General features: G+C 68.8%; 18 protein-coding genes. 7 read left to right on the top strand and 11 right to left on the bottom strand.

Translation table 11 applies throughout. The features are described from left to right. Nucleotides 1–23 precede the first annotated feature (23 nt). Nucleotides 24–1,268, top strand: a complete 1,245-nt coding sequence (locus ABD830_RS22510; RefSeq protein WP_344990506.1) for an MFS transporter — start codon at nucleotides 24–26, stop codon at nucleotides 1,266–1,268. 28 nt (nucleotides 1,269–1,296) lie between these two features. On the opposite strand, the gene ABD830_RS22505 is transcribed toward ABD830_RS22510, so the two are convergent. Beyond that, on the bottom strand, nucleotides 1,297–1,797 hold the full coding sequence (locus ABD830_RS22505) for a CYTH domain-containing protein (RefSeq protein WP_344990504.1): 501 nt from the start codon (nucleotides 1,795–1,797) through the stop codon (nucleotides 1,297–1,299). Nucleotides 1,798–1,850: 53 nt separating this feature from the next. After that, the gene (locus tag ABD830_RS22500) at nucleotides 1,851–2,795 is read right to left on the bottom strand and encodes a ribose-phosphate diphosphokinase (RefSeq protein ID WP_344990502.1); all 945 of its coding nucleotides are present in this window, start codon (nucleotides 2,793–2,795) and stop codon (nucleotides 1,851–1,853) included. A gap of 369 nt (nucleotides 2,796–3,164) precedes the next feature. Here ABD830_RS22500 and ABD830_RS22495 point away from each other — a divergent pair, with 369 nt between their 5' ends. After that, the gene (locus ABD830_RS22495; protein ID WP_344990500.1) at nucleotides 3,165–3,326 is read left to right on the top strand and encodes a hypothetical protein; all 162 of its coding nucleotides are present in this window, start codon (nucleotides 3,165–3,167) and stop codon (nucleotides 3,324–3,326) included. Here ABD830_RS22495 and ABD830_RS22490 read toward each other — a convergent pair. Beyond that, nucleotides 3,307–3,777, bottom strand: coding sequence for a hypothetical protein (locus ABD830_RS22490; RefSeq protein ID WP_344990498.1), 471 nt, complete (start codon nucleotides 3,775–3,777; stop codon nucleotides 3,307–3,309). The genes ABD830_RS22495 and ABD830_RS22490 overlap by 20 nt on opposite strands. Before the next feature lie 123 nt (nucleotides 3,778–3,900). On the opposite strand from ABD830_RS22490, the gene ABD830_RS22485 reads away from it, so the two are divergent. The 5 genes from ABD830_RS22485 to ABD830_RS22465 all read left to right on the top strand — a co-directional run bounded on the left by ABD830_RS22485 (nucleotide 3,901) and on the right by ABD830_RS22465 (nucleotide 6,717). Beyond that, nucleotides 3,901–4,188, top strand: a complete 288-nt coding sequence (locus ABD830_RS22485; protein WP_344990495.1) for a hypothetical protein — start codon at nucleotides 3,901–3,903, stop codon at nucleotides 4,186–4,188. Beyond that, nucleotides 4,188–4,946, top strand: coding sequence for an ABC transporter permease (locus ABD830_RS22480; protein ID WP_344990493.1), 759 nt, complete (start codon nucleotides 4,188–4,190; stop codon nucleotides 4,944–4,946). Before ABD830_RS22485 ends, ABD830_RS22480 begins: the two co-directional genes overlap by 1 nt. Before the next feature lie 6 nt (nucleotides 4,947–4,952). Then, nucleotides 4,953–5,378: a hypothetical protein gene (locus ABD830_RS22475; RefSeq protein WP_344990490.1), complete on the top strand. Its 426-nt coding sequence runs from the start codon at nucleotides 4,953–4,955 to the stop codon at nucleotides 5,376–5,378. Between the two features lie 4 nt (nucleotides 5,379–5,382). Further along, nucleotides 5,383–5,688, top strand: coding sequence for a winged helix-turn-helix domain-containing protein (locus ABD830_RS22470; RefSeq protein WP_344990488.1), 306 nt, complete (start codon nucleotides 5,383–5,385; stop codon nucleotides 5,686–5,688). Between the two features lie 654 nt (nucleotides 5,689–6,342). Further along, nucleotides 6,343–6,717: a helix-turn-helix domain-containing protein gene (locus ABD830_RS22465; RefSeq protein ID WP_344990486.1), complete on the top strand. Its 375-nt coding sequence runs from the start codon at nucleotides 6,343–6,345 to the stop codon at nucleotides 6,715–6,717. Nucleotides 6,718–6,742: 25 nt separating this feature from the next. Here the strand turns inward: ABD830_RS22465 and ABD830_RS22460 are convergent, their stop codons facing one another. The 8 genes from ABD830_RS22460 to ABD830_RS22425 form a co-directional block, all read right to left on the bottom strand. Continuing rightward, complete coding sequence (locus ABD830_RS22460; RefSeq protein ID WP_192787173.1) at nucleotides 6,743–7,333, bottom strand: ClpP family protease; 591 nt, start codon at nucleotides 7,331–7,333, stop codon at nucleotides 6,743–6,745. Next, nucleotides 7,330–7,956 (bottom strand): ClpP family protease, encoded by a 627-nt coding sequence (locus ABD830_RS22455; protein ID WP_344990482.1) that lies wholly within the window; start codon nucleotides 7,954–7,956, stop codon nucleotides 7,330–7,332. The genes ABD830_RS22460 and ABD830_RS22455 overlap by 4 nt, the downstream gene beginning before the upstream one ends. Before the next feature lie 249 nt (nucleotides 7,957–8,205). Further along, nucleotides 8,206–8,733, bottom strand: a complete 528-nt coding sequence (locus tag ABD830_RS22450; RefSeq protein ID WP_344990480.1) for a DinB family protein — start codon at nucleotides 8,731–8,733, stop codon at nucleotides 8,206–8,208. A gap of 257 nt (nucleotides 8,734–8,990) precedes the next feature. After that, on the bottom strand, nucleotides 8,991–10,205 hold the full coding sequence (locus ABD830_RS22445; protein WP_344990478.1) for an SDR family oxidoreductase: 1,215 nt from the start codon (nucleotides 10,203–10,205) through the stop codon (nucleotides 8,991–8,993). A gap of 82 nt (nucleotides 10,206–10,287) precedes the next feature. After that, nucleotides 10,288–11,190 carry an ACP S-malonyltransferase gene (locus ABD830_RS22440; protein WP_344990475.1) on the bottom strand — a complete coding sequence of 301 codons (903 nt, stop codon included), beginning with the start codon at nucleotides 11,188–11,190 and terminating at the stop codon, nucleotides 10,288–10,290. Then, on the bottom strand, nucleotides 11,187–12,446 hold the full coding sequence (locus ABD830_RS22435; RefSeq protein ID WP_344990473.1) for an NAD(P)/FAD-dependent oxidoreductase: 1,260 nt from the start codon (nucleotides 12,444–12,446) through the stop codon (nucleotides 11,187–11,189). The genes ABD830_RS22440 and ABD830_RS22435 overlap by 4 nt, the downstream gene beginning before the upstream one ends. Further along, nucleotides 12,443–13,189 carry a 3-oxoacyl-ACP reductase FabG gene (fabG, locus tag ABD830_RS22430; protein WP_344990471.1) on the bottom strand — a complete coding sequence of 249 codons (747 nt, stop codon included), beginning with the start codon at nucleotides 13,187–13,189 and terminating at the stop codon, nucleotides 12,443–12,445. The genes ABD830_RS22435 and fabG overlap by 4 nt, the downstream gene beginning before the upstream one ends. Before the next feature lie 2 nt (nucleotides 13,190–13,191). Beyond that, on the bottom strand, nucleotides 13,192–13,443 hold the full coding sequence (locus tag ABD830_RS22425) for an acyl carrier protein (RefSeq protein WP_344990469.1): 252 nt from the start codon (nucleotides 13,441–13,443) through the stop codon (nucleotides 13,192–13,194). Between the last annotated feature and the right edge of the window lie 32 nt (nucleotides 13,444–13,475).

The following is a 13,475-nucleotide window of genomic DNA, read 5'->3' as shown; positions in this document are numbered from 1 at the left end:
CCCCCCACCCCCAGGAGAACCGCATGTCCGACACCCTGAGCCCCGAGCCCCACGCGTCACATGCCAGCGACGCCGTCGACGCCTACGGGCGCAAGGCCATCATCGCCTCGGTGTCCGGATATGCGATGGACGGCTTCGACCTGCTCATCCTGAGCCTGTCGATGGCCGCCATCACCGCCGAGTTCCACCTCTCCAAGGCCGAGGCGGGATCCCTGACCAGCCTCACGCTCTGGGGCGCCGTCCTGGGCGGCGTGATCTTCGGCGTCCTGGCCGACCGGCTGGGCCGGGTTCGCATGCTGAGCTGGTCCATCCTGATCTTCGCGGTCTTCACCGGGCTCTGCGCCCTGGCCCAGGACTTCACGCTGCTCTCCGTCTTCCGCTTCATGGCCGGGCTGGGGCTGGGAGGCGAGTTCGGCATCGGCATGGCGCTGGCCGCCGAGGCGTGGCCAGCCCGACTGCGGGCCAGGGCGACCTCCTGGGTGGGGCTCGGCTGGCAGTCAGGCGTGTTCCTGGCGGCCCTGGTGTCGCCGCTCGTCATCGAGCACTGGGGCTGGCGCGGGCTGTTCGCCCTGGGAATTCTCCCGGCGGTCGCGGCCTACCTCATCCGGCGCAAGGTGGGCGAGCCCGAGAAGTTCAAGCAGCGTCTTGAGCGGCCCAGGATCCCCTGGAGCCGGCAGCTGCGCAGCCTGATCGCCGACTCGACCACGCGCAAGGCCACCATCGGGATCCTGATCCTCTGCTCGGTGCAGAACTTCGGCTACTACGGCATCATGACCTGGCTGCCGAGTTACCTGTCGATCCGGTTCGGCTACAGCCTGACCCAGTCCGGCCTCTGGACGGCCGTCACGGTCGTCGGCATGGCCTGCGGCATCTTCGCCTTCGGCCAGTTCGCCGACCGGATCGGCCGTCGCCCGGTGTTCTGGGCGTACCAGCTGGGCGCGGTCGTGAGCGTGATCGTCTACAGCCAGCTCACCGGCTCGACGGCGTTGCTCGCCGGCGGCGCGATCATGGGCTTCTTCGTGAACGGCATGCTGGGCGGCCTCGGCGCGCTGATGGCGGAGACGTACGGCACCGAGATCCGCGCCTCCGCGGAGAACGTCCTGTTCAACATCGGCCGCGCCGTCGGCGGCCTCGCGCCCGTGACCATCGCCTACGTCTCGACCTCGCACGGCTTCCCGATCGCCATCGCCGGCCTGGCCGCCCTGTACGTCCTCGACATGGTCGCGATGACCCTGATCCCCGAACGCAAGGGCGGCGCCCTCACCTGACCGGCCGGCCGAAGGGCCCGTCACGAGTTCAACGGGCCCGCTCCGCATGCTCGCGGGAGCGCCGGGCCAGGGCGCGGTTGCCCCACTCCGGCTGCCCGGTGACCTCCTCGCCGAGCCACTCCGGCGGGCGGAAGTCCTCCGCCGAGGCGAGGTCGTCGAATTCCACCTCCGCCACGCGCACCCCTTCGAGCACCCCGTCGTAGACGTCCACGGTGATCTCGTGCCCCTCCCACGGGATCGACCACCGGGTCTTGCTCAGGCAGTCGCCCGCCGCCAGGTTCCACAGCGACAGGAACACGTCCTCGGTGATCTCGAACTCGATCTCCTCGCGGACCGCGACGTGCGCGGGAGACGACCGCTTGCCCGCCTTGACCGTCATGAGGTACGTGTCGCCGCGCTGCCTGACCCGGAACTCGGTCGGCGCGCCGGCGGGCGACAGGTACGCCTGCCGGATCGCGTCGCCCCGCGCGCCACCTGGGACCTCCCAGCCGGCCGCCACCCTGAACTTACGCTCGATCTCCAGAGCCACGAGAACATCCTCGTCTTTGAGTCATGGAAACGCGTGAACGGCCCGCGGAGCCCCTACGTGAACATGGAGCTGATCGACTCGCCCTCGTGAATGCGCCGGATGGCCTCCGCGAGCGCGGGCGCGATGGACAGGACCCGGAGCCGGGACACCTTCTTGTCCGACGGGATGGGCACGGTGTTGGTGCAGACGATCTCCTCCACCCCGGGCAGCTCGCTGAGCCGCTTGAGCGCCCCCTCGCTGAACAGGCCGTGCGTGCACGCGACGCGGATGGCGCCTACTTTGCACTTGTGCAGGTGCTGCACCAGCTCGGCCACCGTGCCGCCGCTGGCGATCTCGTCGTCGAGAACGATGACGTCCCGGCCCGCCACGTCGCCGATGAGGGCGCTGATGCTCACCCGGTCGCCGCCGAACCGCTGCTTGGCGGCGGCCGCCACGGTCGTCCCCAAGCGCCGGGCCAGCGCCGCGGCCTCCTTGGCGTTCCCCAGGTCGGGAGAGACGACCACGGTGTTGCTCATGTCGTATCGCGTGAAGTAACCGGCCAGCTCCCGCAGGGCGTGCAGGTGATCCACGGGGACGCTGAAGAACCCGTGCACCTGGGGGGAGTGGAGCGTGACGCAGAGCACCCGGTCGGCCCCCGCGGCCACCAGCAGGTCCGCGACGAGCCTGCCGCCGAGCGAGATCCGCGGAGCGTCCTTCTTGTCGGAGCGCGCGTACGCGAAGTGGGGCATCACCACGGTGATCCGCGCCGCCGACGCGCCGCGCGCGGCGTCCAGCATGAGAAGCAGCTCGACGAGGTGCTCCTGCACGGGAGGGACGAGCGGCTGGATGATGAAGACGTCCCGCTCCCGGCAGTTGGCCTGCAACTGCACTTCCAGGCAGTCATTTGCGAAGCGGGACAGGCGCGAGGGACGCAGCGGGACCCCCAGGTGATCGCAGATCTCCAGTGCCAGTTCCGGATGGGCGCTGCCGCTGAACACGGTGATGTCATGGACACGCAAGATTCCTCCGCCTGCGAAGACCCAGCCTTCTGATGTGCACGGTAATGCCTCCGGCAACCGGCCGCCCTCCCATGGATCGTCCTGCGGCGTTCTTTCCGTGTCACGGACAGGCGGTCGGCGGCGGGCCTCCGCCGCCGGGAAACCACGCGGGCTCGACCGGTCTGTCGCGGCGGTCAGAAGCGGCTGTGGCTCGAATATTCAGCCACAGCATATGACCTGCTGATTCGCTGAAAACGCTGGAATCTCGACGCTTCGATTTGAGCGGATGCCCGTAATGTTTTGAGCGACCGCTCAGCGGTGGCGCCCGAAAACCGCACGCGTGTTCAGAGGCGCAGGCGACCGCGTGGATCGCGTTATCGACCCCACAACATGCCCGAACTGCACTGGCCGTCCGGCTGCCCCCGCGTCCTGGGCGTCAGGATGGTCGTCGCGCTCATCGTCCACCGGCTGCTGTGCAGGAGCGGCCTGCTGCGGGAGCTCCGAAGTGCCGCCTTGTTCTGCGGATCGTCCATCACCAACCGTCGGCGATGAGGTGCTCGGGCGGGGCCGTGATCTTGACGGTGGTTCCCCATCCTCGATAGATGATGTTCATCGTCATGGTCTCGGCCTCGCCGCCCTCCGGCCAGGTGAACGTCATGATGGCGTGGAAACGTCTCGGCAGGTTGTCCGGGCCCGCCCAGAGTTTCCACGTGATCCGCCCGCCGTGCACCCCCTCCTCCTTGGTATCGAAGGAGATGCCGGCCTGCCTCTCATTCAGCTTGGTAACAGTTATGGTGCCGCTGTGGAGGGTCGTCTTCACTCCCTCGACGGTCCCGCCGTCGGTGCTGGTCGCACCGTAAGAGGCGGCCAGTTCGAGAAAGCCCGGGTTGATCCCGTTGACCAGATCCTTGCCCCAGACGACTCCGGCGAAGTTCCGCCCGTAGGCCCATTCCCCCAGCGTCGGTGGCGACTTCCAGGTGTACTTGCCCTTATCGGAGCGCACGGAGCTTTGTGAGTAGAACTTCCGGCCTATGGTGATCTCTCGGGATCGCCCCGTCGCCTGACGGAGAAGCGCACGCTGCTCTTCTTCGCGAACTGCTTGTTGATCGCTTCGACATCGGAGACGGTGCGCAGGCACGCCCCCGAGCGGCAACTGGTCTTCACCGTGGACGCCCATACCGAGCTGGACCTGCTCAGACAGCACCCCGGGGTCCTCGACCTGGCAGAGCACCGGATCAACGGCAGCGTGCGGGTCACCCTGTCGACCAGCGACGCGGACGCGCTGCTCGGCCTGGTGACCACCGGGCTGGGAGGCAGGGGGATCCAGGTGCGAGACGTCGGCCTGGACGGCGTGTTCCTGCGGCTGACCGGCTCGGACTTCTCCACCCACGACGACCCCGTCAAGGAGGCGTGATGTCCACGGTCACTCGTGAACTGATCGGGCTGCACCGGCGCGAACTCATGCGCGACAAGCGTTACTTCTGGTTCGCACTGCTGTTCCCGCTCGTGATGATGAGCATCTTCCTGGTGCTGTCCACGCTGATGCCGAAGGTCGAAGGAGCCCCCGACTTCACCGGCGTCGCCATCCCGATGGCGCTGTTCCTGGCCGTCACCTCCACGGCCCTCATCGTCACGTCGGGATCGCTGGCCACCATGCGCTCCAAAGGGGTGCTGCGGCTGATGGGCACCACTCCGGCCGGCCGGGGCAGGCTGCTGGCCACGCACATGGCGGTGCGGGTGGTCATGGTCGTGGTCCAGGCGGTGGGGCTCCTGGCCATCGCCGCCATGGTCGCCGGCCTGGAGGTGTCGGCCATCCCGGCACTCCTCGGCATCACCCTGCTGGGAATGGCGATGTTCGGCGGCATCGGCTATCTGATCGGCGGCCGGATGAACTCCCCGGACGCCGCCTCCAACTTCTCGGTCCTCATCCAGATGCTGGGCTTGTTCCTGTCGGGACTGGCCTTCCCGTTCCAGCTCATGCCCGAGGGCGTGGTGAAGGTGCTCTCCTTGCTTCCCACCTCGTTCTTCGCGAATCTGATGCTGACCCAGATAACTGGCGCCAAGCCGTACCATCCGGCATGGTTGTCGATCGTCGTGATGGTCGCCACCGCGCTGGCGGCGGCGTACGCGGCGGTCGTCACCTTCAAGTGGGACCAAGGGGAAGGACGGTAAGCAGTGGTGGACGAGGACAGGCATGCGCGCGAGGCGCTCGAACAGGCCGACGTCCTGGCCCGGCGGATGCGCGCCCAAGGCCGCTGGCACGTCACCGTCATCGCCCTTCTCGGCCTGCTCATGTTCGCCCTGATCGCCGCCGGCGGCCTCCTCACCGACCCGCCGCTGCAGGGAGGCTGGTTCGTCCTGGCGCTGATGACCCTGCTCGGCCTGGTGATCTACACCGCCTCCCGCAAGGTGATCCCCAGGCATCACAGGCTTCTGTACTCGGTCATCACCCCGCTCGGCGCCGCGCTGTTCACGCTCACGGTCGTGCTCGGGCCGGTGTTCTTCCCCGGCGTGATCTGGTGGTGGGTGATCGGCGCGGCGGCCTCCACACTGCCGTTCTGGATCGTCATCGCGGTCAACCTGAGCACGCGCAGGGAGCGGTGAGATCGTGGCGGTTCACCCTCGCAAGGACCTGGACGGCGTCATCCACGCGCCGGTGCGGTTCTCGATCGTCGCGGCGCTGGCGGTGGTCGACGAGGTCGACTTCAAGACACTGGCCGAGACGATCGACGTGTCGGACTCGGCCATGTCCAAGCACCTGTCGGTCCTCACCGAGGCCGGATACATCGCGCCGCGCAAGACCTTCGTCGGCAAGTTCCCCCGCACATACGTGTCGCTGACGACGGCCGGCCGCAAGGCGTGGGAGCGCCATGTGGCGGCGCTCAGGGAGATCGCCGGGCTGACGGAGCCGTAGGCTTTTGGCAATGGACGTAATCTTCCCGCCCAAGCTGAAAAGCGGCGACCTCGTACGAGTCGTGCCGCCGGGTTGAGCCGGTCGCCGCGTGGCTGGCCGCTCACCCGGAGATCGAAGTAGTGTGTCGAGACCGCCCTCGACGAGGCTGCCGGATCCGACGGTTCCGGCGGGTGCCTCGCAGCTGTTTCGGGAGGTCACCGCGCAGGGTTAGCGCCCGGGCCCGGAACTCCGGATCAAAGCGCCACCGCTTGACTGCTGCCACGACCAAACCTCTCCCGGTTCGGTCTCCACGCTAAGAGGGGAAGCTCACGTCAAGCAGCCCACTGGAGCGTGGGCTTGGATCGACACCACCTTGGCCGAGCAGAGTGGAGTCCTCCGCCCCAAGGTCGCCAAGACCACCGCCGAGTTCTCGGCGGGAGGCTCGGACAAGCCCTTCGTCAGGATGGGCTTCAACGACAAGCAGTCGGTGCGCCGAGTACGGTGCGCGCCCTGCTCGTGTGGCTGGTCACCAACGTCACCCGAGCGCTCGCCGCCGCGGTGACCCCGTGGTGAGCGCGCAGGTGCGCCTGAGGCCGAACGGAGGAGGCAGGGACTGGTTCCGCTCTGCGCGAAGCCGGCGGAACTCGACCGCGCTGTCTACCTATGGTGTGGAGTATGGCCTCCTCCATCCCGCAGCCATCTTCCATCTCGCCGCTACGTCCAGCGATCGATCGGACCGCCCTCAAGCCCTCTCCGGCTCGCGAGCCGCTGTGGCGGCAGGTGCTCGGTGAGTGTCTGAGGGACCTTCGTCAACAGCGGGGCGAGAAGTTGAGTGAGACGGCGGGTCGCGCCGGAGTCTCGCCGCAATATCTCTCCGAGATGGAACGAGGCGTCAAAGAGCCGTCGAGTGAAATGATCGCCGCGGTCGCCGGCGCGCTGGATGTGACCCTGGTCGATCTGACTCTTGCTGTCGCAGAGAGTTTGCGGTCTGCTCAGCCCAGCGGGTCGAGGGGTGCTGTCTGCTCGGCGGCGTATGCTCTGGCCGCGTAGCGGCTTGCCGGGGTTGTTCTCGGGCCTATGAGTGCTCCTCGATGATCTGATCGAGGAGCCCGTACTCCAAGGCCGCGGTCGCGGTGAACACGCGATCGTGATCGGTGTCGGCGCGTAGGGTCTCGATCGTCTGGCCGGTGTGCCGTGACAGGATGCGCTCGATGTCTGCCCGGACTCGTACAACCTCGTCGGCCTGCAAGATGAGGTCGGGGATCGTTCCGCGCCCCTGAGCGGCTGGTTGGTGCAGGATCACGCGTGCGTGGGGGAGAGCGGCACGTTTTCCCTCGGCACCTGCGGCGAGAAGGACGGCACCGACCGCGACGGCTTGTCCGACGCAGGTTGTCGAAACCCGCGGGCGGATATGGCGCATGGTGTCGTATATCGCGAGCATCGCACTCGGGTCCCCGCCTTCGCAGTTGATATAGAACTGTATTTCGGCATCGGGGTTGTCCGACTCCAGAAAAATCAGCTGCGCGATGAGCGCGTTGGCGACGCCCGCGTCGATCGCGGTGCCCAGATAAACGATTCGCTCGGTGAGCAGGTGCGAGTAGACATCCATGATCCGCTCGCCACGGGGATTCTGCGCGATGACGTTCGGTATCGTATATGTGGTCACTTGCCGACTCCTTCGGTGATGCCGAATCCGGGCCGCGGGCGATTGTGCGGCGCGACTTCGTCGAAGGTCTGCACGATCGCATCTATGAAACCGTAGTCGAGCGCCTCTTGCGCTGTGTACCAACGATCGTGCAGAGAATCCTCGAATATCCGCTCGACGGGCTGGCCCGTGTCCTCGGCGATAAGACCGAGCACCGTGTCTCGAGTATGCCGGAGGTCGCCGGCCTGCAGTTCGATGTCGACCGCGGTGCCACCGATTCCCGCCGAGCCCTGGTGCATCAGGACGCGTGCGTGCGGCAGGGCGCGGCGCTTGCCTCGGGCCCCCGACGACAGCAGGAATTGCCCGGCGCTGTAAGCGATGCCCAGCACGAGGGTCGATACGTCACAGGGAATGAGGCGAATGATGTCGCGAATCGCCAGCATCGAGGGGACCGAGCCGCCCGGGGAGTGAATCCACAATGCGATATCGGTCGACGCGTCCTGGGTGGCGAGTGCCATCAGTTGCGTGGCGAGCAGTGTCCCGTTGTCGTCGTCGAGAGGGCCGTCGAGAACGAGAACACGCTGCTCGTAAAGCTCGCCTCTCATCCGCTGGTTGAACAGCGGAAGTTTCGATTCTTGGCTCATGCGTCCATCATGTGAGGCGATTCGGATCGGCGTCCACACGATCCGCCTGCGGCAGATCTGCTCTGAGCAGCGTGCAGGGCCGAAGCGTTCTCATGTGGTGAGCACGTCAACAGCTTCCATGCCCACGAGCGCTTAAGCCTTCGTCAGCCGGCTCGGCGTCCTGGAGCTACTGCTGACCGCCGCTCAGCTGATCAGCGGATACGTCGGTGAGGTGGCAGGGCCTGGGTATGGGTGATCCCGGGAGAGCCGCTATGCTCCCGTGGCCCCATCGATGCGCTCTCGGATCAGGTCGGCGTGCCCGGTGTGCTGGGCGTACTCCTCCAGGAGGTGGATGTAGATCCAGCGGAGGCTGACCTTGCCGGTCGGCGCCCGGGGGTCGTCGGCCAGCTCATCGAGGTCGATGTCGGCAACCGCGGCATCGCAGGCAGCCGTCTCCGCGAGGAAGGCGGCGTAGTCGGCCTCGGCGTCGGCGTCGGCCACCAGGTCGAAGTCGCCGTCTTCGTACTCCTCCGTGATGTGCAGCTCGGGCAAGTTTTCGTGCAGGAACTTCTCCCGGAACCACCAGCGCTCGACTTCCGTCATGTGTCGCAGGAGGCCGAGCAGCGTCAGGTTGGACGGCTCCACGGAGGCGGTCTTCAGTTGCTCGGCGGTGAGGCCGGCGCATTTGCGCAGCAGGAACACCCGGCGGAGCTTCAACCAGTTATCCAGCATCTCGCGTTCGCCACAGGCCATATCCGTCCGAGGTCCCCGCTCTACGTCGGGTGCTGTCCACGTCATGTCATCATCATGACGACCTGCGCAACCGATTTGCGGGGTACGCGCGTATCTTGCCCGCCGCCGGGCGTATCGCTCGAAGATGGAGCTCGACCAGGGCATCCCTGTCCCGGCCTCAGCGACCAAATCCTTTGTCAGCAGGCTCTCAAACCCGGCGCCGAAGCTATCGCCAAGGTCACCGAGATCCTGGCACACCTCCGCCGTACCCACTGATCAACCGAGTGGCTGCCCCTGCAGGCCACTGCCGCCGAATCCTGCACTCAGCCTCGGGCTGGCGATTCTCGGTTCAGGCGTGTCGGCGGCACCGGGAGGAAACCCGCTGATTGGAAGTAGTCGAGGTACACCCCGATGAGGGCGCCGTCCAGGGGTGGGCAGGTGATGCCGGTTCCGGCCAGGTCCCGTACGGTGTTCCGGTCGTCGGCGGTCGGCGGGCGGCCGGTTCCCGTGAGCAGCGCCCGGTAGTACTTCACCAGGATGCCGGCCTTGAGCAGCGCGCCGTCGTACCGGTGCCGTGCCTGCCACAGGCGTTCGAGCCATGTGTCGCGCGAGATGTAGGAGACGGCGTACCGCTTGGCCACGTGGCCGATCAGGTCGCTCAGCGGCATGCGGGAATGGTTGACCAGGTAGCGCAGCGGGGCGGGTCCAGTGTCCTGCGCGGACATGTGGACGATGGCGCGGGCGACGTAGTCGACCGGCGAGAACGACACCGCGGGGCCGCCGCCTTCGGGCGCCGCGACGACGGGGGCCAGGCCGAGCAGGACGATGGCTCGTACGAAGTGCCATATTCCGTCGTCGAGTTGGCAGGCTCCGGTGACGGAGTGGCCGCTGATGCGGCCGGGGCGGTGGATCCGTACCGGCAGCCCGCGGTCGCCGGCCTGCCGGACCAGGCGCTCGGCGACCCATTTGCCGGTGACATAGCCTCCGCCCGGGCGCCCGGGCGGAGGAGGTGCCGCGGTACGGTCCGCCGGATCACCCGGCACGGCGGCGGTGGAGATGAAGCTGAGCGGCTTGCCGCGGCGCTCGCAGGCCAACCGGATGATCTCCTGGGTGCCGTACACGTTGGCCGCCCGCAGCGCGGCGTACGGTGCGGCGTGGCCGACCTGGGCGCCGGCGTGCTGCACGGCGTCAATCCGCTCGGCGAGTTCCGCCCAGCGGGCGGGCGTCAGGCCGAGGTCGGGCGCGGTCAGGTCTCCGGCGACCGGGATGACGCGCCCGGCCGACCGGTCGTCCCAGATCAGATAGCGCCGCATGGCCTCGCGCAGGCGGGACGCCGCGTGGTGGTCGCTGTCGGCGCGCACCAGGCACCACACGTCGGCGTCGGCGCGGTCGAGGAGTTCGCGGAGCAGGAACGCGCCGAGGAAGCCGGTGGCGCCGGTGAGCAGCACGTGGCGGGCCGGTCCGACGGCGGATGCGGTGCCGTCAGGGACGATGCCGGGGTCGAGCACGGCATCCGTGGTGGGATCGTGGTGGTGCATGGGCGCCTTTCGGTCGCGCGGCGGGCGAGGCTGGTCCGCTTGTGGGTCACGTGGTCGAACGGCGGTGCTCAGCGGGCCGCCTTCACCCGGGTGGAACCGGTTCGGGCAGCGCGTCGAGGCCGGTGAACTCGAGGATGCGGGCGCGGCGTCCGAGCTTGAGCAGGGTCGTACCCGGTCCGGCGTCGACGAGGCCGGGCACGCCGAGGTCTCGTACCGTACGCACGGCCTCGTGCCAGCGCACCGGGAGCACCAGGCCGCGCGCGAGTTGTTCGCGGACCTGGACCGGGTCGGTGTGCGGTCGTACGTCGATCGCGGAGACGAATCGGGTCGTACTCGGGCGGAAGTCCGCGGACTCCAGACGGCGCCGCCACGCCGGGACGGCGTCCATCATCAGCGGGCTGTGGAAACCGCCGGGTATCGGCAGCACTTCGGCGCGCAGGCACTGTTCCTCGGCGATGCGTACGGCCGCGGCCACCGCCTCGGGAGCGCCCGACAGTACGGTCTGCCGGGCGCTGTTGAGCCCGGCGACGTCGAGGATCTCGCCGTGCTCGGCGACCACGCTCCGGCGCAGCCATTCGAGTTCGCCCGCGTCGGCGCCGACGATCGCGACCATCGCCCCGGGCCTGCGCCGGCTCTGGTCGTGGCACAACCGGCCGCGGTCCACGGCCAGTTCAAAGCCCTCGTCGATACGGAGGAATCCGGCGTAGGCCGCGGCGGTCAGCTCGCCCAGGCTGTGGCCGAGCGCCACCGGTGGGCAGTGGTCCGGCCCGAAGGCCGTGTCGGCCGCCGCGAGGCCGGCGGCGAAGGTGGCGGGCTGGACGACCGAGGTGTCACCGAGGTCCAGCGCCTCGGGGTCCGCCGCGCCGAACGTCGTCAGCAGCCGGGCGACCAGCGGGTGCCGGACGTGGGCCCACAGGGCGCAGAGCAGCGTCTGCGCCTTGATGCCCTGTCCGGGAAAGGCGATTCCGTACTGTTCGGCGATCACGCCGTTACCTCCTCAGACCGGTTACCAGGCACGAGGTCGGGCACGGGGCCGGGCACGGGCACGAGGTCGGGACCGGTGCCCGCCGCGCGGTCGAAGAACGCCTGCACCCACGCCGGGTCGTGCGCGAGCCCGGCGATCCGGGCCTCCACACGGTCGGCGCGGAGCCGGGCGAGCGCGAGGGTGTCGGAGTAGCGGGCGGCGAGCATGCGGTCGCGGTCGAGGGCGTAGCGCTCCAACGCGGCCTGCCGGCGCGCCGGGTCGGGCAGGTCGGCGCCCAGGCGGGCGGCCAGGAGCGCCGCCTGCTGGAACGCCGCGGTGATGCCGTCGGCGGTGATGGAGTCCTTGTGGTGTCCCGCGTCGCCGACCAGCGCCCATCCGGGTCCGGCCGCGCGGCGGAAGAAGTTCCGCTGTGTGCCGCTGCCGCGGAGCGGGCCGACCCGGGTGCCGGCGAGGGCACGTTCGTACAGTTCCGGGGCCGCGGCCGCGAGTCCGCCCAGGTAGGCGTCGGGCAGGTCGCGACGGACGGCCTCGAACTCGGCCTGGGGGAAGTACACCGCGAGCAGGGTACGGCCGTCGTTGGTGGGCAGGCAGCCGACCCAGCGGCCGCGTACCGCGTGGGCCTCGAACCGGGTGACCGGCACGCCTTCCCAGTAGCCGTAGTAGACGCAGGTCAGCGGCGGGTGTTCGCGGACCGTCTCGGCACGTACGGCGTCCGCCACGACCGAGCGCATACCGTCCGCGCCGACGACCAGCGCGGCGCGGTCGGTGCCGCTGCCGGAGGCGGTACGCCATCGCACCCCGACGGCCCGCCCGTCCTCGACGACCACGTCGGTGACCCGGCAGCCCTCGCGGAACTCCGCTCCGGCGTCGGTCGCGGCCTTGGCGAGGAGGGTGTCGAGGAGGTAACGCCGTGGCGCATAGGCCGCGTGGATGCCGTGAACCGGAGTGGGAGCGCCTTCGACGGCGACTTGGCCCATACGGTGCATGGCCGAGGTGATCGGCGGGCAGCCGGTGGCGGCGACCTGGTCGAGCAGGCCCCAGCGGTCGAGCAGGGCGGTGCCGGGTTGGTGGATGTACAGGGTGGACAGGGTGTCGCGGGGGAAGCGAGCGCGGTCCAGGATGAGGACGCGGTAGCCCGCGCGGGCCAGCAACATCGCCGCGGGCGCTCCGCCGCAGCGGGCACCCACGACGATCACGTCATAGCCGGCGCCGGAACCGGAGCTGGAGCCCGGACGGCCGGTGGCGGATGCGGTCACGGCACCAGCCCTCCATCGACACCGATGACCTGCCCGGTGATGTAGCGGGCGCGGTCGGAGACCAGGAAGGCGACCAGATCGGCGACCTCGCCGGGAGTCCCGGGCCGGCGCAGCGGGATCTTCCCGATGATGGACGCCTGCACCTTGGGCGGCAGATCGTTGGTGATGTCGGTGGTGATCAGCCCGGGCGCGACGACGTTCGCACGCACCCCGGACCGGGCGAGTTCGCGCGCCAAGGACGTGGTGAAGCCCACGATGCCGGCCTTGGACGCGGAGTAGTTGCTCTGTGCCGGGCTGCCGTGCGCGGCCGCGACCGAGGACAGCGTGACGATCGAGCCGCTGCCATGCCGCATGAGCGGGAGCGCGGCGGCACGACAGACGTGGTACGTGCCGTACAGGTTGGTCTGGATCACATCGTCCCATTCGGCGTCGGTCATACGTGCCAGCGGCCGGTCCCGGACGATGCCGGCGCAGGTGACGAGCACCGACAGCGGCCCGAGGTGCTCCTCGGCGGCCGCGACCAGCGCCCGTGCCTGGTCGGCGGACGCGACGTCGGCCTCGTACGCGAGCACACGGGCACCCGTCGCCCCGGCCTCGGCCGCCACCTCCTCCGCGGCGTCCTTACGGGTGCGGTAGCAGAACGCGACGTCGAACCCGTCGGCGGCCAGGCGGGTCACGACAGCGCGGCCGATGCCACGTGATCCCCCGGTCACGATGGCGACCGGGCGGTGGGCGCCCGTCATGCTCACGCCGCTTCGAGCCGGTCGGCGAGGAAGGCGTGGACGGCGTTCACGGAGGTGAGACCGGCGAACTCGGACTCCTCCAGACGAATGCCGTACTTCTTCTCCAACTGCACGAGGATCTCCATGGTGGCGAGCGAGTCGACGCCGAGGTCGGTCTCGAAGTCGCTCTCGTAGCCGACGACGTCGGCCGGGAGTTCAAGCTCTTCGGCGAAGAAGTCGCGCAGTTCGTCGCGGGTGGGGATCAGGGTGGCCATGGGGTCCTGCCTTTCGGGGTCGGTGATGCCTG

The organism is Nonomuraea helvata (assembly GCF_039535785.1).
Lineage (GTDB): Bacteria > Actinomycetota > Actinomycetes > Streptosporangiales > Streptosporangiaceae > Nonomuraea > Nonomuraea helvata.
The sequence above is the reverse complement of the archived record's forward strand: the minus strand, read 5'-3'. Positions and strand labels throughout refer to the sequence as shown.